The sequence below is a fragment of the Pullulanibacillus pueri genome (assembly GCF_014639255.1).
GTDB lineage: Bacteria > Bacillota > Bacilli > Bacillales > Sporolactobacillaceae > Pullulanibacillus > Pullulanibacillus pueri.
Window position 1 is genome coordinate 45,413 of record NZ_BMFV01000019.1, and the last position, 19,379, is coordinate 64,791.

Here is a 19,379-nt window from a genome sequence, read left to right on the forward strand (position 1 = left end):
TTTATAATCTACATACATATACTAAGCGTCTCCTTTAGATCATGAACCCTTGGCTTGACTCATTCATATACTATCCCAAAAAATGGAGTTGTTTTTATGGCTAAATGGATAGATGTATCCACTTCACAGCATCAGCTCAAACTATTCGACGGCAACAAACTTTTAAAAACGTATCCTATTGCTGTTGGAAAAATGTTATCACCGACACCTTCAGGGACCTACACCATTATTAATAAACAGAATCACCCTGGGGGTGCCTACGGAGCTTTTTGGATGGGCCTGTCCAAACCCCATTACGGTATTCATGGAACAAATAACCCCGCTTCTATTGGAAAGGACGTCTCACATGGCTGCATTAGAATGTACAATCAGGATGTTCTTGAACTCTCCGCCAGAGTTCCCGTAGGTAGTCGCGTGAGTATTCATAAATGAGGAGGATAACAGTTTCCACATTATATAAAAAAGAGCACCTCGAGAACAAACGACTAGCATTTTTTTCAAAAGCAGCATTCAACGTGGTTCCTCGGAATGCACGCGAGAAACCACGTTGCTAGATGTTATACATATCTGAGTTCAAGTCGGGGGCATTAAAGCTTTATATATTTTTTATAACCCTTTATTTCACTCCCTTAATTCCTCCTTATACATAACCCATTTAATACCATTTCCAAAGAGTAGTCACTGCGGATATTACGCACATACTTTTGAGATATTAATATGTAGGCCAATTTCTTGTACAAGGTATGTGCTGTATATTGAAATATTTTAAATTCTATATAAGGAGTCATAGTTTTCACATGGCAATCGCATGTGCTTGTCTCCTTTGATACAACTCTTCCTCTTCTCATTAATACACGTTACGGTCAGCAATATGTTTTATTACGAAACACGCCATAAAAATTTCAAACATAACAAAAAGAGGCCGTCATAACAAGTGGGTGTAGCCAAGGGGAACTTTATACGATGTTAAGGAGTTGACCTTTAAAATGAGATTTAATAAGAAAAAAATTAACGTTGTAGATATCCAACAAACAAAGAAAAGTGTATTCGCAACGGGTGTAGGCAACGCCATGGAATGGTTTGACTTTGGCCTATATTCTTATTTAGCCGTTATTATTAGTCAAAACTTTTTTAGTGCTGTTGACAATGATGAGCTAAAATTAATGTTCACATTTGCAACCTTTGCTATTGCCTTTTTAATGCGGCCAATTGGTGGGATTATATTTGGTAAGATCGGTGATAAGCTAGGAAGAAAAATCGTTTTAACCATCACGATTATTTTAATGGCCTTTTCAACATTACTTATAGGCTTATTACCTACATATAATCAAATTGGGATTTGGGCACCTATACTCCTATTAGTCGCTAGAATTGTTCAAGGGTTTTCAACCGGTGGAGAATATGCAGGCGCAATGGTTTACATTGCAGAATCTTCTCCAGACAATAAACGTAATTTGCTCGGAAGTGGATTAGAAATAGGGACGCTTGTCGGTTATATCATAGCGTCATTACTCGCTAGCCTCCTCTTTATTGTATTATCTGATCAGCAGATGACCTCATGGGGGTGGCGAATACCTTTTCTACTCGGATTACCTTTGGGGCTTATTGGATTTTACTTAAGAAGGAATTTAGAGGAGACACCGATATTTGAAAATGAGCTTTCGGAAGAGGACGAACAAGAAGAAGGCTTCCTTTCCATATTAAAACACCATAAAAGGGATGTTTTTGTTTGTTTTGTAGCCGTTGCCTTCTTTAATATTACAAACTACATGTTATTATCCTACATGCCCTCTTATTTAGATGAGATCATTGGATTATCGAGTACCGTCGGCACCGTACTCATTACAATTATAATGATTATTATGGTACCACTCGCTCTCATGTTTGGAAAGCTGAGTGATATTATTGGAAACAAGACGATTTTCTTAATAGGTTTAGGAGGATTAACGCTCTTATCCGCCGTTGCCTTTTATTTAATAAACTTGAATGGTTTAATTTTCGTGTCTTTAGGCATTCTCATTTTAGGTGTGATGCTGTCAACTTATGAAGGAACAATGCCTGGAACGTTACCCACAATGTTCTTTACAGATATTCGTTATAGAACATTAGCTGTCACCTTTAATGTCTCGGTTTCGATCTTTGGTGGGACGACCCCATTAGTTTCAACCTGGTTAGTTCACCAAACCAATAATAACTTAGCCCCTGGGTTCTATTTAACCCTCGTGAGTATCATCGGGTTTTTAGTCATTTTTTTCTTATTCAATAGCACTTCAGGAAAATCCTTAAAAGGCTCGCACCCAACCGTTGCAACGAAAACGGAGTATAAAGAAGCCATTGAAAATCCAGAAGATTCCCTGTGGTGGCAAAGCGAACAAGAACAAAAGGAATAAAATATATCCAATGAAAAAGCACCTATATTTATCCCCGAATGCAGTCCTTGACCATTCGGGTTTTTTAACGCCTTGCACCTTTTTAATGCAATAACGATAACATTCAACATATTTAAATAAACTGCGTCTGCTTATGACCATTAAAAATAAGGGACATCATTCCTACTCCTACATACTATGTTTGATCCCTTTCTTTACAAGATACCAGTTAGCAGGGTAGCTCGTACAAAAACCGAACATCATAGCCACTTGCATCATAAACCAAAACGTCGCATCGTTCACGCGAGGAACATCGGTAAACAACACATAGTGTACAATAGCCATCCATCCAAACATCCCTATCTCAAAAGCGATAAGCGACAAAGTATCTGCCTTAATGGCATTCACTAAATCCTTTCCAGGGCGCGTGTGCGTTTTAAAGCCCATTCCATAATATTGAAAGGCAATGCCAAAGAGATAAGCTAACACAAATTCTACGGCATAATCTGTGAATAGGTCACTTTCAGCAATCGTTATGCCTAAGAAAAATACAACGGGTGCCCCGATGAGATCCCCGAGTGAACATCCACTACTACAATGTGTTGTTGAGATAAATACCCCCTGCCAGAAAGGCCTTTCACTATGGGGGTGATGATAATGGTGATCCATAGCGTGATGATCGTGGGTGTCCGTATGTTTCGAACCCTGGTGCATCTCCATTGGTGTGCCCATTTTCCTATGCTCTCTATCCTCATTTTCCATGTCCATCTGTTTTTTTACCCTCCCTAACTTGTAGTAGGCCCATAGTCCGAAAATAGGGAAATATAACACTGTTAACGGCCAAACAATGTTCATAATTGGCATCATTTTTTGCGGATGCCTTATAACATCAAGGGTAATGATGAATCCTTGTAAAAGCCCTATGATGATTGCTATCCATGAAACAAGTGTTAACCACGGCATTGTTCAAAACCTCCTCAAATAGGAGGATACCCTTATGGGGTATGATTAAAACGTAAGGATAGAAAGCATGTCTCCATAGATGGACCTTTTTCCTCCTTCAATAAATGCTAAAAGACATCGTCTGCAATCTAATGAAGTGGAGGTCAAAAACTGTCTTTTCTGATACAATCAGAGCTTTATACTCAAATTAGAAAAAAGCCCCACTCAATTTGAGTGGGACGGAGTAAGCTTAAACAACATCATATCCTTGATCTTCAATTGCTTCTTTCATTTGTTCTACAGTCACTTTCTCTTTATCAAAGCTGACATCTACTTTACCCGTTTCAAGATGAACAGCCACGTCGTTAACCCCAACCTCATTCAGAGCCTTTGTTACAGCTTGAACGCAGTGTCCGCAAGTCATGCCTTGAACGTCTAGAGTCACATTTTCCATGTTGAATGTCCCCTTTTTGATTAGAGTTTAATTATATTTTTACCCGTTTTAATCTTAATGCGTTTGTGACGACTGAAACTGAACTGAAAGCCATTGCTGCCCCAGCCACCCATGGGGCGAGAAGCCCAATAGCCGCGATCGGTACACCAATGGAATTATAGAATAGTGCCCAAAATAAATTTTGACGAATATTCTTCATCGTTGCTCGGCTAAGCGCAATAGCCTTTGGAATGTGGGCCAAATTTCCACCAACTAATGTGATGTCCGCCGCTTCAATTGCGACGTCAGTACCGGTCCCGATCGCCATACCAATATCTGCTGCTGCTAAGGCAGGCGCATCATTGATACCATCCCCAACCATAGCTACTTTTTTCCCTTGTTTTTGCAGCTCACGGACTTTCTCAGCTTTATGTTCAGGAAGAACCTCAGCAAACACCTGCTCAATCCCTGCTTGCTGAGCAATAGCCATGGCGGTTCGCTTATTGTCCCCAGTGATCATGTAGACCTCTAAGCCTAATGATTTGAGTTCTTGAATAGCAGAGACTGATGATGCTTTGAGCGTATCAGCAACCGCAATGACGCCTTGGAGTGCTCCATCAGCCGCAATGAACATCGCTGTTTTGCCGTCAGACTCTAGGGTAGCCATTTCAGTTTCATGTTCTTCATAAAGAATATCATGATCTTTCATGAATTTTCTCGTTCCGATAAGTACGGTCTTTCCATCAATAACCGTTTGAATACCATGACCAGGTATCGCTTCAAAATTCGTTGCCGACAACGCCTTAATACTATGATCATAACCGTACGCCACAATGGCTTGAGCGAGAGGATGCTCAGAGGCTTTTTCAGCAGCTACAACCATCGATAAGAGTTGCGCTTTGTCACCATTAAACACAATGAAATCAGTCACTTCAGGCTTCCCTTTTGTCACCGTCCCTGTTTTATCAAGGAGAATCGCATCGAGCTTATGCGTCGTCTCTAAATACTCACCTCCCTTAAAGAGTAAACCCTTCTCAGCCCCTTTCCCCGTACCGACCATAATTGAAGTGGGAGTGGCCAATCCTAATGCACACGGACAGGCAATAACTAAAACGGCAATAGCGGGTCTGAGCGCTCCTGGTACATTGCCAGGGTCAATGAAAGCCACCCAAATTATGAAGGTTAAAACAGCGATACCGACAACAATCGGAACGAAAATTCCCGAGATCACATCAGCTAATCGTTGAATAGGTGCCTTTGAACCTTGAGCCTCTTTTACAATCCTTACAATCCCGGCTAAGGCCGTATCTTTTCCGACTTTTTCAGCTTTCATCTTTAATGTGCCATTCTTATTGAGTGTTGACCCTATCACATGATCGTCTATCGATTTTTCCACTGGTAGAGATTCCCCGGTGATCATGGCTTCATCAACGGAAGATTTACCGTCAATCACAATACCATCTACGGGTATTTTTTCACCCGGCTTGACAACTAAAAGATCGTTCACTTGTACCTGATCAATAGGAATGCTTTCTTCCTTACCGTCACGAACAATAGTGGCTTCTTTCGCCTGTAAATCCAGCAAACTTTTGATGGCCGCTGTGGTACGCCCTTTTGACCTCGCTTCAAATAACTTCCCCAGCAAAATCAGCGTAATCAAAACTGCACTTGTTTCAAAATACAAATCGGCGTGATATGAAGGTTCAATGATCGAACGGATGACACCATAGATACTGTATAAATAAGCCGCTGATGTCCCCAAGACAACGAGAACATCCATGTTGGCACTTTTATTTTGTAAGGCCCGGAAAGCCCCGTAATAAAAAGGCCCACCGATATAAAACTGGATAATACCCGCTAAAATAAGCTGTGTCCAAGGATGACTTAAGAACATCGGCATCGGTAAGCCGGTAAATTCAGCGATCATCATATAAACAAAAGGCAAGGTAAGCAGCGCGGAAATGACAAATTTAATCAGCTTGCTCCGATATTCCTTTTCCTTGTAATCCACAGGATCTTCAGTATCAGTTTTTGGGATCGCCTCATACCCCAATTTTTTGACTCTTGCCACCATATCATCAAGAGTGATAGCACCGGTTTGATACAATACGGTCGCTGACTCCGTGGTCAAATTAACCGTCGCTTGATCAATCCCCTCCATTTTAGTGAGAACCTTTTCTATTCTGTTCGCGCAGGCGGCACACGTCATTCCCCTGATATCGAAATCCACCTTCTCTTCTCGGACCCCATAGCCTAGTTTTTCAATTTGACCAACAATATCGCGAGTTTGCGTGGTATCAGAATTTATTTTAACTTTGGCATTCTCTAACGCGAGATTCACATTTGCTTCAACGCCCTCCATTTTATTGAGGACCTTTTCTATTCGATTTGCGCAAGCAGCACACGTCATCCCTGTGATATCAAGGGATAATTCTTTGGTGCTAGACATCTCTATTTCACCCCTCTAATTATTTAGAGATTTGCTGTATGACCCGCATGAGTTCTTCAATGTACTCATCACCATCGCCATTTTTAATCGCATGGCTGACACACATTTTAGTATGTCTTTCCATCAATCCTAATCCCACTTTCTTCAAAGCGGCTTGGACTGCGGACAATTGAACTAAAATGTCCAGGCAATAGCGATCATCTTCAACCATCTTTTGCAAGCCTCTTATTTGCCCCTCAACTCGTTTTAAGCGATTAATCATGGCTTGTTTTTCTTTTTCAGATCTAGGCAGTAACGGATGTTTCTCAGGTTGCATGCTCTTTTCCTTTTCCATATGCTCACCTCTTTTATAAAAATAGTATACCCCTGTATGGTATTTTATCAAAACAATATGCCTCTGATTTCTAAAAATTTTTGTACGAGTGAAGTACTGACGTCAACCCATTCCATAATGGGGTGTCGGTTTTTCCGTGGACTGAGCCTTTTAAGAAAACAAAAAAAACGATACCTTTTATAAATATCGTCATTTTACTTGCAATATATAATGTTACCTGTTTTTCCGTTGATCACTGGAACTCAAATGTTTTCAGAGTATCATCAGTTATTCTCATATGTCCTAGGTTGGAAAATGACACGATCTTATTTTCTGTATTTAGCCTCCCAAGCGATCATCCCCCCTACCAGATTCTGTACCTTATATCCTTTTTCGATAAGCAGTTGACACGCTTTGGTACTGCGTCCACCAGAACGACAAACAATAATGTGTTCCGCATGTTTATCGGTTTCATCCAATGCGATAAAGTTTTGCCCCAGAAATCATGCCTTGTGTGACCTCCTCGCGAACATAAGTAATATAATAATAGACTATCTTCAAATTTTAAATAAAAAAATGAGGATAGTCTATTTTAATTTTATATTTATCATTTATAATCGGACAATGCCTTATACTTTTCTTCCAATACAAATGAAATCATGGACATTGTTTTTTGTCTTGTAACCACTTTATGGGATCGTTTTATTAGTTCTGTTTTCTTCGACATTCGTTTCGACTTCAAAAAACTAAAAATACCGAGTAATGCTATTACGAAGCCAAACATTGTTTTAATAAATTCCCTGTCATCAGGACTAAATAGACCAGATTCTTGACTGCCATAATTCATAAAAACAATAATAAATCCACCAAATATACTCAATGGAATCAATAGTAATTTTAACATTTGCATGGGAGTTTTCAAAGATGCACCACCGTTAAATATGTAATATAGTTGGTTAAGTGTATGAATATCTAGTTCCTTTAAATAATTAATGAGATTTTTTTCTTCTCCTATTTCTTTTAATTCTACATCTTCAACAATCGCTGAAATATCTTTAACCATTATAATCTCCTTTATTTTTGGTTTTTTTCATTATAACAATTAGAGATACGGACAAAAACAAAAATATACTATTTATACAATTACTATGCAATAAATTACCACATGAATTTTCGTTTTTTTCTAATACCTTTGTGATCGTACAAATAGCTTTTTTAGTATTCAAGAGGTATGTAATGATAGTTCAAGTTATTTCTTTGCAAAAAAGAGCGTACGTGTTTGGCTTATCGGACAAGACACACTCATGCAACCATTCTACTAGCAAATGGCGTCCATCCCAAAATAGTATCTGAACGTATGGAGCATTCAACATTAGATACTTATTTACACGTTATAGCTGGAATACAAATGGAAGTTGCAAAATGTTTGCAAATGAGCGCTAGACAATAAAACGTGGTTCCTCGGACTGCTCGCGAGAAACCACGTTGTTAATAGGTTTATGTATGGTGACCCGTGTAGGGCTCGAACCTACGACCTCCACCCTGTCAAGGTGGCGCTCTCCCAGCTGAGCTAACGGATCGTCTTTTTTTTGAAGGACAAATATTAATATACATGATAACGGCCACTTCGTCAATAGAAAAATTAAAAGTTATTTTTTCATATTAAAAGACGAGAGGGAGGCTCCCTACTCGTTAAAAGTTATAGGATAGAATCCTTATTTTTATCCTTTAGAATGGAATCCACTTCGCATTGTGCCTCTTCTTCTTCGTCTCTGATGCGGTGAGCCAGTCGGCTTGAGGCATTTGCCGCAATACTCGCGACAAGATCATCTAAAAAGGTATGGACACCCTCTTCACCTTTTGTGTCGAGCTTTTTAATAATCCCAGTCTTTGCTTTATCTAAATGACCATAGGTGGTCACCGCAATGCTCCCATAACCAAAGACGGCACCGATAGCGATCGTTTCATCAACGCCAAACAACCCTTCATCTTGAGCGACGATCGACTGTAAGGGTTCAGAAAGCAAGCCCTTTTCTGCTAATTTATCAAGCTCAACGCCTACTAAAATGGCATGTTGCATTTCTCGTTTTTCTAAAACGGCTTCGACACTTTCTAAACATTTTTCTAGCTGCAAATACGGTTGATAGGGAGATTGCATTTCATAAACGATTTCGGCAATGTCCTCTAATTCGACTCCCCGTTCCTTTAACAGATGTCTTGCAGCTTTATAGACCTCACGGCTGTGTACTCGCTGATTCATTTTCGGCTCCTCCTTCTTAAATTACATTATATGTTCTGTTATGAAATGAGGTACATTTCTATTATACGAAGGCGCTTCTAAGTTCAGAAGTAAAATGGACAAACAGTTATCAACAACATCTACTTAAATGAAAGCAAAACAATGCTAGAAACCGCATAAATAGTCTTTTTGGCCTAAACTTTCAATGCTTAAATTTTACAGTATTTATGGTACAATGAAGGCGAATCCCTTAGAAATGGAGGAGCACCATGCCTGCACAACGTACGGTCGAGGATTTTATCCTAACAAGCCGTTTTTTAAAGACAGAGGTTAAGTCTATCATTTATTTACCGCCTAATTATTCACCTTTATATACCTATCCACTTGTGATTGCTCAGGATGGTCGCGATTATTTTAACCTCGGAAGAATTGCTGGGCTTACTGACAGTTTAATTGAGAAAAAAGCCATTGTCAGCCCTGTGATCTGCGCGATTCCTTATGCTGATGTCAAGCAACGTTGGCATCGTTATCATCCTGATGGTGATCAACATGAGGCTTTTATCAAATACCTCGTTTTTGAACTCCTGCCCCAATTGAAGGCAAAGTATGCGCTGGATGATTTAGCAAGTTCCCGTACTTTACTTGGAGATTCACTTGGAGGAACGGTCTCGTTTATTACGGCTCTTCGTTTCCCACATACATTTGGTCAAGTCATTATGCAGTCTCCTTATGTCAATGATAAAATGCTTCACCAAGTCGCGACTTATCCAGAGGCTGAAAAACTTGCCATTTATCACACGATTGGACTTAAGGAAGATGAGGTCAAGACCACTTGGGGGGATCTTGCGGACTTTTTGACACCTAATCGTGCCCTTCACGATGCGCTAAAACAACAGGGACTCGCTTCCTATGAATATAAAGAACTTGAAGGTAATCATACTTGGAAAACGTGGCAAGCAGATCTTGGCAACGCATTGATGGCGATGTTAGCAAGGGAAGAAGCGTAACCAAATTTAAATGGAGATTTTCTTTTAAATCCGTTAACATATCCAAATAACCTATTAACTGCTATAATATTCTTATAATTAGTGGAGGAGGAAAGGCAAATGAAGTATGGAATTGCACTATTTCCATCCAAACAATTACAAGATAAACTGAATTCCTATCGCAAGCGTTATGATCCTCATTACGGTTATATTCCACCACATATTACCGTTAAAGAAGCCTTCGATATCGAAAAAGAGCAATTAGATACAACGATCAATATGCTTGAGGACATTGCCAGCTCAGTTCAACCCATTCACATTGAAGTGGAAAAGGTCAGCTCCTTTCATCCCGTGAACAATGTGATTTATTTAAAGGTAAAAGAAGAGCCTAACCTCTTAGAACTTCATACTAAATTACACGGCGAGGATTTTGCGAGCAAGCATCATTATAAGTTTGTCCCCCATATTACAATTGCTCAAGGGCTTTCAGATATCGAGCACTCGGATATCTTAGCTCAACTTAAAATGATTGAACTCCACCATGAAGAAACGATCGATCAATTTCAACTTCTAGAACAGCTTGATAATAAGACTTGGAGAGTCTATAAATCCTTTCAACTTGGAAAAGGGAGAGCCTAATGTAATGGATATTATCATCGTAGAAAATGAACAACAGTACCAAGACGCCCTTACTGTTCGAAAAACAGTCTTTGTAGAGGAACAACAGGTCCCTATGGAACTTGAAGTCGATGAACATGAAAAAAGTGCCGTCCACTTTGTCATTTATCATGAGAAGCACCCCGTTGGCGCCGGACGTATCCGTATTAAAGGTCAAACAGCAAAAGTAGAAAGAATCTGTGTTCTAAAAGAAGCTCGCGGCCAAAACATTGGTTTAGCCCTCATGCAAAGGATTGAACACGTGGCTTTAGAAAAAGGACTGAAAACATTAGTCCTGCATGCTCAAACCCATGCTCAAGGGTTTTATGAAAAACTTGGCTATAAGGTTACTTCAGATCTTTTTTATGATGCCAACATTCCGCATGTTGAGATGACAAAAGCAATCCAAACAACTTCAGTAGTAAAATAATTTTTGGCTGCCTCGAGCTTATTCGGCGGCCTTTTTATTTAGTGTAACCGTACACCCTTTAAGGGAAGATATTGATATTGGATTCGTGCGTCTTTGCCAGTAGACGCATATTTTTATTTTTCCCCTCCTCCCTTTTCTTTTTATTAGTCCATCCACTTTTTTGTGAGCACGCCCCTTATTACGCGCGCGTTTTAGACGTAACAGCTCTCTTTGTTAGTCTCCTCCCTCCTTCTTTTTGGGGCACCCTACCTCTCTTTTCCAACCAAATGCTTTTCTTTTGCATCCTCCTCACCAACTTGTCCTCATTTTGGACGTATTCTTTTTGATTCTCTATGCATAAACCGCTCTTTATAATGTAAAACTTATTGAAGGGAGGTCTATCTATGCATACATATCTTGAAACCACCATTGAGTTACTTATTGGCTTTTTTGCGTTGCTTATTTTAACGAAAATAATTGGGCGTTCTTCCATTGCTGAAGCGACACCGTTTGATTTTGTTTCGACGTTGGTCCTAGGGGAATTTGTCGGAAATGCGCTTTTCTCTGATGATGTTGATCCTTGGAAAATGCTGTATAGTATCTTTTTTTGGGGAATTTTAATTCTAGTGATTGATTTCATTACATTAAAAATCAACAAATCACGTGGAATATTTGAAAGCGAGCCTTCCATAGTTATTAATAATGGTATTATTGATCGGGCAACTTTAAAAAAAACCAAGGTCGATATGAATCGCCTGCAAGCGATGCTTAGAGAAAAGAATGTCTTTTCAATTCGTGAAATTGAACATGCTATCATTGAACCTAACGGCAAACTGTCAATTATTAAAAAACCAATTTACGATACGGTTAGTAAAGGCGACCTTAATGTTCCCATAAAATCAGTAAGCCTCCCAATTACCCTTGTGAGTGATGGCGTTCTTATCAAACAAAACTTTCCACTCATTGGTCGGGATGTGGAATGGTTAAAAGCAGAAATAAAGAAACGAAACATCCATGATATTCGCAATGTCATGTTTGCAGAATGGCGTGAGGAAGACGGATTATTCGTGCAAACCATTTATAAGTCACCAACAGATTAGCGTAAGCCGATACAATTACATTCCAATCATGATTTTTAAACCTAAAAGAGCAACCGCTACAGGTTGCTCTTTACACTAGATCCATCCAAAGGGAGGACCCTGTGGGCCTTGTGGGGCTTGCGGTGCTTCTTGTTCAGTTGTGCTCTCTTGCTCGTTTTTTACATCGTCGGTTTCGTCTGTCTTTTCTTGATTACTTTCTACGCCTTCACCTTTCACTTCCTCAGAGGCTTCTTCTTGCGCTTGAGGTTGTTGAGCTTGAGGCGCTTGAACTTGTCGGATTGGAAATCCCCAGAAATCACGAGCAATGGGTCCTTGAAATGTTGGATTTTGACCTTGTTGAACGTTGGGGCTACTGCTTCCCTCTGGTTGGTGAAGAACAATTTCATCAGCATGAATGTGTAAAGTGCCTACACGTAGTTGTTTCACTTGCTTCTTTTTTTCCTCGGACACGCTTATCCCTCCTGAATTGGTTTCATGACACTATATGCATCATAGACTCATATCGTATGGACTGATGCCTAAAAACTGTGACTTTCGTTTATTGATGGTACTTCCTGGATTAGAAATTAATTAAGATTTGATTCGCGGCTTTTACGCGATACTGGGTTTCATGAAAATAAATAAAAATTTCTACTGACAATTGATCATAATATTGACGTTCAACAGGTATTTGTAAATCACTGAGAATGACGCGACTATTCTTAGGAATTTTTAATGGTTGGGTAGGATAAATCCATAACTCACCACGCTCTTTCGCTTCCTCCGCCCAATCCGTATCCAGAAAAGCCCACTTCCACTTTTCTTCATCGAGCGCTTCTTTATCTGCTGTTGACCAAGACATAATTTTACCTTTAATCTCAGCAGCATCACCCGGGGTAAATCGAAAACATATATAAGGCGTCCCCAGCTCACCCTGTCCAACATTCTCTATAATAAGTTCGCCACGTATCATACATTTTTTTTCACCAATAATAAGCGCATAATCAAGGTAAGGGATTGCCCGTTGATCAGACGTGACCGGATTTTTTAAGGGCTCTATTTGATTAGGATGATGTTCTAGATCATGATCATTCTGATGACGTAAGCGTTTCTCCATCACCGCTAAGCGTCTTTTGTAGGTTTCAATTTCCTTGTCTTTTTCCGTGAGTTCCGTTTGAATTTCCGCAAGTAACCGTTCGAAGCTTTTTACTTTCTTCTCATAAGCTTCTGGCTCAATTTCATGATCAGTTCTTTGATTTTTCCTTAGTTGGCTAACCTCTTGTCTTAGATCCTCTTCAAGTTTCTTGTATTCAGCTATTTCTTGATCATAGCGGTCTTTGAGCGACTGATACTTTGTATTGAGCTCCTTTAATTGCTGTTCAGAATGTAATTGCTTTTCCTTATTAGATTCTGTCGATTGTGTCAAACGCTCAAGCTGTTGTTCTAAAGCATTTATTTTTTCATTAGAAAAGATGAGATCTTTTTCTAATTGAAGTGCCTTAGACTTATAGTATTTTTCCCGATCTATTATTCTGGAGACGCTTAGTCCACGCTTTTGATTATCCAAGCTCTCGCCCCCTTGAATTTTTCTTATGTTTCTCGATATAGTATGAAAACTGGGCAAAATGTTGACAGTTTGACTTGTACGTATTTTATATCCAAAAAACGGCTTTAATGAGGATCATGAGGAGGCAGGGGCATTCCCATCCCTATCTCCTCAAACAAAGGGATACTGACCTTATTAGAAAACTTAGCTTATACGCATTCTTCCCTTGTCAATTTTCTTATCTTTAAAAAAAGAGTAGGATCACTCCCACTCTTTCGTTTTATACTTTAAATTTTAGATCATCAAAGTCTACGCAATCTTGAATTGAAAGGGTGCATTCACCTGCATCGACTACCCCTGTATCAAAGATAACCTTACCTGTTCTTTCGTGGATGAGTTGTACTTGGAATTGTGAACCAAATTTGCTATCTACTAATGCAAGGTTAAAATCAAAGTGACGACCATCATCCGTATGACCATCACCACTCGCGATGAGCTTAGTACCACCTTTAACGTCTTTGCATTCTAATGTCTCTGGATCGAAGCTATCGGCAATAAAGGTGAGATTTCTTAAGCCATCTCCACGGTCACGATCATCGAATGTGAATTCGAATGTGCTGTTGACAAGGCTGCAATCTGGACAAATATCGACTAAGATGCCGACTTGACCTTGTTCTGTTGCTTCTTCGGATGTTACCCCTGTTGCTTCACCTGAAGCTTGGCATTCACAACCTTTAGCTGGGAAAATGCTAGGGCATTGTTCAGGGAATGTTACAGGTGGGCAAGGTGTCACTTCATTTTCTGGTGCGACAATATTGTTTTCACGTGGATCACAGAACTTAGCAAGGACTTCAAGCTTCACTTCGGCTTCAACTTGGACATCGACACAGAAGGTGACTTCGAGTTTGAAGCTTGTTGGTGCTGGATTGTTGAGTAAGATTGTTCCTGATGAAATCCGGCTGAAAATTCTTGATATCCGGCAAAGTAGATCGGTGCCATCAGGGAAGCAAAGGACAAAAGATTCCATAGCTGCTACATCGATGACGCATTCCGTAACTGCTTCACCGTGTCGATCAACAACCTCAATTTTGACATCAGTATTAAATAAAAGATCGACGAGTTGTGCATCGACAAAGTCTCCTGCAACAGGAACGGTGACATTACGCTTTTCTCCAATTTGTTCACAGAAGAAACCATTATTTTCATAAAGCTTTGGATTGCTTTGATTTAACGGGAATAATGGTGGAGTCTTTGGTGTACGACTTATTAATCTAAGTGGACGACGATCAGGATCATCCATGGCGCATTCTATTTCTTCAAGCTGTTCTTCAGTAAATGGTATGGTTTTTGTTACAGTTAGTGTATCCGTCACCCAGTCATAGACCTTTGGAACACGAATACATTCATCTTGTAAACTATTGCTCGCATGCTTGATATTCCTCGGTTTATGCATGTTACCCATAAAATACCTTCCTTTCCCTCAACAAATATCATTGTTGATTGTTTCATTACATACTATGGGTATTAAGCGGATATTGGTACACATCTGTCCGCCCATTTTAATGGGTCACTTGAAAAAGTTGACTTTCACTCATACGGGCCAATGATCAACGATTGGATCCGTTCTGACATAGCTTCCAAAGTTTTCATTTAAAATGATGAACAAAAGCAACTTGAAAGGAGGCTTTCCTTTGTTTCACCTCATATACAATACCCAGACGTTTAAGCTTGCTGATCGTGAGTATGTCAAACTTAGAGAGTGTTTACCTTATTGGGGATTAAGGTTGGATCAAGAGCATATTATCGGAGCCTATCCTAATAAGAGATTTTATATCAAGGGTGTATCTCAGGAAATCGTACAAGACCTCAATGCTATACTTACCCATACTGGGCTTTCAGTTGGAATAACAGAAATCAAAGAGCAAAGCGATTTCACCGTCTCGTTTCCTTCAAGTCTTCCTGGTCCTCTGCAAATTAAACAGGATCAACTGACTTATCGCCTTAAACCCTTGGAAAAGCTATACCCAACGGAAATCAAAAATATTATTCACAAGAAATTATGGACACCCGTCATGGCTCCACCTATTTTTATACACATACACGCTGGACAGTCACAATCGCAAATGACAGAATGGCTCGTTTTTCTCATCCTCAGCTACTTAAACCCTCATTTAGATAGCCAGAGGCTATCGCATATTTCTTTTTCTGAATATCTACATCTCGTCCAAAAGATCCTAGTTCCGATTAATACAACCTTTGCTGCTTTTTATAAAACGGATAAACAAGGGGATTCTTGGCCAAGTCTCCCTGAAGCCTTTCCCCCCTATAACCCAAAATATCCTCAGCCCCTCGATACTCTAAATACAGGTCCTCGCTCTGAGGTTAAGGCCCCTTCACATGAGGATGTGGATAAAGAAGCGCTTGATTTTAAGCCATCGCCAGCCCCTTTTTTAAAACAGCAACACTCAAAGGCTCCCGAAGCCATCAACCCTTTCAAATCGATTAAAACAGCGAATAACAAGACGGTTATTAATCCTTTCAAAAAAAAGCACTAACGAGTACATCTTGAAACAAAAACAGTCTTCAAGGACATTGGCTTTTAAAGCTTATCTAAGCCAAACATCTCACCTATTAATGGAACCCGGAATATACTATGTCTGAAAAAGGAAAGAGGTGTTGGTCATGAGGAAATACGAAGTGCGTGAATTGTATAAGCAAGTGAAAAGAAAAAGATTCCAAGAACAAAGAAAGCCCCATTCTTTATTCGAAACCGAAAAGAAAAATGGTGGCTGCCAAAGCTGTGGTAAAGTCACATGGAAACCTTATTAAATTGCACATGAGCTTAAAGAGTTAGAAAACCGGGCGTAAATAAATGCCCGGTCCTTATTCAGGCATTAAAAATGTTTTTTACCACCATCAGCAACTTAGTTGGTGGAACGGAAAACGCGAGATTCGGAACACTTAAATATTGTGTGTTCCGGCATGAGGAAAGCGAGTGGTCTGAAGTGGAAAATCCACACCGTGCTGATAACCAGATTTTTATACATTCTGGTAAAAGAAAAAAGCCGGGGAAAGGGCCCCAGCCAAAAATACAAAAATTATTATATCCCGATGGTATGATAGCCACTATCCACATGAAGGACTTCGCCTGTAATGGCTGTTGACAATTCACTGAATAAGAAAAGGGCCGTATTCCCAACCTCTTCAAGCGTAATCGAGCGACGGAGAGGTGAACGCTCTTCAATCACTTTAACGACACTATTAAAGTCAGAAACCCCTTTTGCGGAAAGTGTGCGCAATGGACCAGCAGAAATGGCATTGACCCGAATGTCGTCTTTTCCTAAATCATTAGCCAAGTACATCACACTAGCCTCTAGAGACGCTTTAGCCACTCCCATCACATTATAGTTACGTACCACACGTTCGCCACCTAAGTAGCTGATCGTGACAATGCTGCCACCTTCTGTCATTAAAGGACGTGCCTCTCTTGCAATTGCCGTTAGGGAGTAGGCACTGACATTCTGAGCCAACAAGAAGCCTTCGCGACTGGTATCGACGAATTCACCCTCTAGTTCTTCTTTATTTGCAAACGCCACAGAGTGTGCCACGCCATGAATGATGCCAACTTTCTCCTTAATCGTGTTGAAGGTCTGATGAATCGCCTCATCATCAGTCACATCACAAGGAAGGATAAGATGATTTTGGTTTTCTAACGTCTCAACGAGCTTCTCGATATTTTTTTTGGAACGTTCTTTTCCATATGTAAATATAAGATTCGCTCCGGCCTTATGTAGAACCTCTGCGATCCCCCAAGCAATACTCCGCTTATTCGCAACGCCCATTATGATAATGTTTTTGTTTTCAAATGATATATTCATTCCATTTGTCCTCCTTATACGCTTAAATAGACACGCTTGCCTCTTATTATACCATGAAGTTAGCTACTGATTATTCGCTTATTTTCCATTAAAAATGTATCCATTTTCCTTTACCCTTTGACCCTACTTCCCTCTAGCTTTCTAAAAGCTCACGAAGTTTAGCGACATGTTCTCGACTTCCTGTCACAATCAAGCGATCCCCTAACAATAATTCTGTATCACCATGCGGGATAATGGAGTCCTTTCCTCTAAAGGCACGAATAATAATGGCATCGCCTTGAAAAGGAAAATCCTTAAGCTTACAGAAGTGATACTTCGGATTATTCATCCGCACCTCATGAAGGAGAGAACGATCTTTTGTCAAGATATCGACAAGCCCTGGTGTTTCAATCAATGCCCGAAGAATTGTTTTGGCTGAGAGTAAACTTGAATATACCTCAATGCCTTTATCTCTTAAAGATTCGACCATGTCAGGGGTTTCTACTCGGGCAATAATACGTTCCACCCCATGATTTTGCGCCTCTAGCGCAAGTTCAGCATTTAATTCATCCTGCTTAGTCGCCAAAATAATAATATCGGCATCAAAGCCATGGACTTCATTGACAGTCTCAATCCTGCAGTCCGGAATGTCCCGAACTTCAAAGGTCGACTGTCCCATTTGATCCACCCGATCCCACTTCTCCTGTTTTCGATGAAAAACAACGGTCTCAAAATTCTCTTTATCTAATTCTAGTGAAATAGGCAAAGTAATTTGATTTGCCCCAATAAAGACCACTTTTTTCTTGGCCTTTTTATGTTCTTCTGTCGGAAAAATCTTTTTAAATGCTATCGGACCTACAATGGAACTTATCACGCCGACTAAAATAATGGCTGACGACATTTTTGCTCCTATGATGCCCAGACGCTCCCCCACTCGAGCAGCGGCAATCAATAGCGTTAGCTTTGCTGAAATCAGCATGCCCACACTCAACACTGTTCGCCACCCATACCATTTCCTGAGAAATAATGCCGGTACAAGCTTCGCAAGGTAAAAAGCCACAAGAAGCATCGGAATGAGGACAAGAACTTGAGGATCTGTAAAAATTGAACGGAGATCCAATTCCACGCCAACCATTACGAAGAAAATAGGGATTAAAAAGCCATAACCAAAGGAATCGAGCTTATGCACCATTGTTGGATTGGGTGATAACAGTGAAACCAATACGCCTGCTAAGAATGAGCCTAAAATAATCTCCGTACCCAAAGACTCTGCTAATCCTACGAAGACAATAATAAGCGCAAAGACTGCGCGAATATCAATTTGAATAGTCCCTTTCGTCATTGTCTCCAAAAAGGAACGATGTTTAAAATACTTTCCTAGGAAATAAAAGACGATGCCTGCAAGGAAGAGAATCACGATAAAATAAATACTGCCTGATTGCTCAGAGTATAAAGAAGCAAAAACAGCCAATAAGATCATGGTGACCAAATCACCAATAACGGAAATCAAGAGAATGTTCTGTCCGATACTGGACTTCAAAATGCCGGTATCTTTTAACGTCGGCACAACAATCCCCAATGAGATAGTGGCGATGACTAGTGTCATTAAATAGGGATTACTACTTTGCCCGAATAAACCAATACCAAGGGCAAGAACGTAAGAAATCACTAAAATGAAAACAAAAATAATGATCGCCAATAAAAAACTATTCGGCTCTTTTTTCTTCTTGATTTGACTGTTTTTCTTATTTTTATTTTTAGAAGCAAAAACAGAAAAATCAATCTCTAATCCACTCAAAAACAAAAGATAAATAAAACCCAGCGTTGATAATGTGTCTAAAATAGAATCGTTATGTATGAAATTAAATCCAGTCTTGCCAATAATGATCCCAGCAACAATTTCAGCAACTACGACAGGGACAAATTGAAGGCGCAACCGATTTAAAAGTAAAGGCATGAGAAAAGCCACAACAACAACGACAACTAAAGATGCAAATGAGGTACTTGTCTCCATTTTTTACCTCCCTTGTATTTTTATAAAACTATAAATGACCTTGAATAAAATCTAACGAACCGAGACAAAACATTCAAGAGATAATA

At 39.8% G+C, this 19,379-nt stretch carries 20 protein-coding genes, 1 tRNA gene and 1 pseudogene; 9 read left to right on the forward strand and 13 right to left on the reverse strand.

Annotated features, from left to right (window positions below):
- Nucleotides 1–96 precede the first annotated feature (96 nt).
- Nucleotides 97–432, forward strand: coding sequence for a L,D-transpeptidase (locus tag IEV91_RS12675; protein WP_188497779.1), 336 nt, complete (start codon nt 97–99; stop codon nt 430–432).
- A 554-nt stretch (nt 433–986) separates the two neighbouring features.
- On the forward strand, nt 987–2,390 hold the full coding sequence (locus IEV91_RS12680; RefSeq protein WP_188497780.1) for an MFS transporter: 1,404 nt from the start codon (nt 987–989) through the stop codon (nt 2,388–2,390).
- Nucleotides 2,391–2,558: 168 nt separating this feature from the next.
- On the opposite strand, the gene IEV91_RS12685 is transcribed toward IEV91_RS12680, so the two are convergent.
- From IEV91_RS12685 to IEV91_RS12710, 6 genes are all read right to left on the reverse strand, one after another.
- A complete protein-coding gene (locus IEV91_RS12685) occupies nt 2,559–3,332 on the reverse strand; it encodes a DUF4396 domain-containing protein (protein ID WP_188497781.1) in 774 nt (257 codons plus the stop codon).
- 229 nt (nt 3,333–3,561) lie between these two features.
- Entirely contained in the window at nt 3,562–3,765 is a 204-nt protein-coding gene (gene copZ, locus IEV91_RS12690; RefSeq protein WP_188497782.1) for a copper chaperone CopZ, read from the reverse strand.
- A 31-nt stretch (nt 3,766–3,796) separates the two neighbouring features.
- A complete protein-coding gene (locus IEV91_RS12695; protein WP_188497783.1) occupies nt 3,797–6,193 on the reverse strand; it encodes a heavy metal translocating P-type ATPase in 2,397 nt (798 codons plus the stop codon).
- Nucleotides 6,194–6,212: 19 nt separating this feature from the next.
- Nucleotides 6,213–6,527: a metal-sensing transcriptional repressor gene (locus tag IEV91_RS12700; protein ID WP_188497784.1), complete on the reverse strand. Its 315-nt coding sequence runs from the start codon at nt 6,525–6,527 to the stop codon at nt 6,213–6,215.
- A 305-nt stretch (nt 6,528–6,832) separates the two neighbouring features.
- The gene (locus IEV91_RS12705) at nt 6,833–6,985 is read right to left on the reverse strand and encodes a rhodanese-like domain-containing protein (protein ID WP_229745583.1); all 153 of its coding nucleotides are present in this window, start codon (nt 6,983–6,985) and stop codon (nt 6,833–6,835) included.
- Between the two features lie 128 nt (nt 6,986–7,113).
- Entirely contained in the window at nt 7,114–7,569 is a 456-nt protein-coding gene (locus tag IEV91_RS12710) for a hypothetical protein (protein ID WP_188497785.1), read from the reverse strand.
- A 231-nt stretch (nt 7,570–7,800) separates the two neighbouring features.
- Here IEV91_RS12710 and IEV91_RS21735 point away from each other — a divergent pair.
- Nucleotides 7,801–7,956, forward strand: a pseudogene (locus tag IEV91_RS21735) (site-specific integrase); the annotation flags it as partial.
- A gap of 54 nt (nt 7,957–8,010) precedes the next feature.
- Here the strand turns inward: IEV91_RS21735 and IEV91_RS12715 are convergent.
- Nucleotides 8,011–8,086 (reverse strand) — tRNA-Val (locus tag IEV91_RS12715).
- A 119-nt stretch (nt 8,087–8,205) separates the two neighbouring features.
- Complete coding sequence (locus tag IEV91_RS12720; RefSeq protein WP_188497786.1) at nt 8,206–8,766, reverse strand: phosphatidylglycerophosphatase A family protein; 561 nt, start codon at nt 8,764–8,766, stop codon at nt 8,206–8,208.
- A 248-nt stretch (nt 8,767–9,014) separates the two neighbouring features.
- Here IEV91_RS12720 and IEV91_RS12725 point away from each other — a divergent pair, with 248 nt between their 5' ends.
- From IEV91_RS12725 to IEV91_RS12740, 4 genes are all read left to right on the forward strand, one after another.
- The gene (locus IEV91_RS12725; RefSeq protein WP_188497787.1) at nt 9,015–9,752 is read left to right on the forward strand and encodes an alpha/beta hydrolase; all 738 of its coding nucleotides are present in this window, start codon (nt 9,015–9,017) and stop codon (nt 9,750–9,752) included.
- A 99-nt stretch (nt 9,753–9,851) separates the two neighbouring features.
- Nucleotides 9,852–10,370 (forward strand): 2'-5' RNA ligase family protein, encoded by a 519-nt coding sequence (locus tag IEV91_RS12730; protein ID WP_188497788.1) that lies wholly within the window; start codon nt 9,852–9,854, stop codon nt 10,368–10,370.
- Nucleotides 10,371–10,374: 4 nt separating this feature from the next.
- The gene (locus IEV91_RS12735) at nt 10,375–10,818 is read left to right on the forward strand and encodes a GNAT family N-acetyltransferase (protein WP_188497789.1); all 444 of its coding nucleotides are present in this window, start codon (nt 10,375–10,377) and stop codon (nt 10,816–10,818) included.
- Between the two features lie 383 nt (nt 10,819–11,201).
- A complete protein-coding gene (locus IEV91_RS12740; protein WP_188497790.1) occupies nt 11,202–11,897 on the forward strand; it encodes a DUF421 domain-containing protein in 696 nt (231 codons plus the stop codon).
- A gap of 75 nt (nt 11,898–11,972) precedes the next feature.
- Here IEV91_RS12740 and IEV91_RS12745 read toward each other — a convergent pair whose 3' ends face one another.
- The 3 genes from IEV91_RS12745 to IEV91_RS12755 all read right to left on the reverse strand — a co-directional run bounded on the left by IEV91_RS12745 (nt 11,973) and on the right by IEV91_RS12755 (nt 14,884).
- Nucleotides 11,973–12,347: a hypothetical protein gene (locus IEV91_RS12745; RefSeq protein ID WP_188497791.1), complete on the reverse strand. Its 375-nt coding sequence runs from the start codon at nt 12,345–12,347 to the stop codon at nt 11,973–11,975.
- Nucleotides 12,348–12,456: 109 nt separating this feature from the next.
- On the reverse strand, nt 12,457–13,443 hold the full coding sequence (locus IEV91_RS12750; protein ID WP_188497792.1) for a hypothetical protein: 987 nt from the start codon (nt 13,441–13,443) through the stop codon (nt 12,457–12,459).
- A 259-nt stretch (nt 13,444–13,702) separates the two neighbouring features.
- A complete protein-coding gene (locus tag IEV91_RS12755; RefSeq protein ID WP_188497793.1) occupies nt 13,703–14,884 on the reverse strand; it encodes a BMQ_0737 family morphogenetic spore coat protein in 1,182 nt (393 codons plus the stop codon).
- Between the two features lie 229 nt (nt 14,885–15,113).
- Here IEV91_RS12755 and IEV91_RS12760 point away from each other — a divergent pair, with 229 nt between their 5' ends.
- A complete protein-coding gene (locus tag IEV91_RS12760; protein WP_188497794.1) occupies nt 15,114–15,977 on the forward strand; it encodes a hypothetical protein in 864 nt (287 codons plus the stop codon).
- A gap of 127 nt (nt 15,978–16,104) precedes the next feature.
- Entirely contained in the window at nt 16,105–16,251 is a 147-nt protein-coding gene (locus IEV91_RS12765; RefSeq protein WP_188497795.1) for a hypothetical protein, read from the forward strand.
- A 272-nt stretch (nt 16,252–16,523) separates the two neighbouring features.
- Here IEV91_RS12765 and fabI read toward each other — a convergent pair whose 3' ends face one another.
- Both fabI and IEV91_RS12775 read right to left on the reverse strand, forming a co-directional pair.
- Complete coding sequence (fabI, locus tag IEV91_RS12770) at nt 16,524–17,300, reverse strand: enoyl-ACP reductase FabI (protein WP_188497796.1); 777 nt, start codon at nt 17,298–17,300, stop codon at nt 16,524–16,526.
- A gap of 133 nt (nt 17,301–17,433) precedes the next feature.
- The gene (locus IEV91_RS12775) at nt 17,434–19,293 is read right to left on the reverse strand and encodes a monovalent cation:proton antiporter family protein (protein WP_188497797.1); all 1,860 of its coding nucleotides are present in this window, start codon (nt 19,291–19,293) and stop codon (nt 17,434–17,436) included.
- Nucleotides 19,294–19,379: the final 86 nt, after the last annotated feature.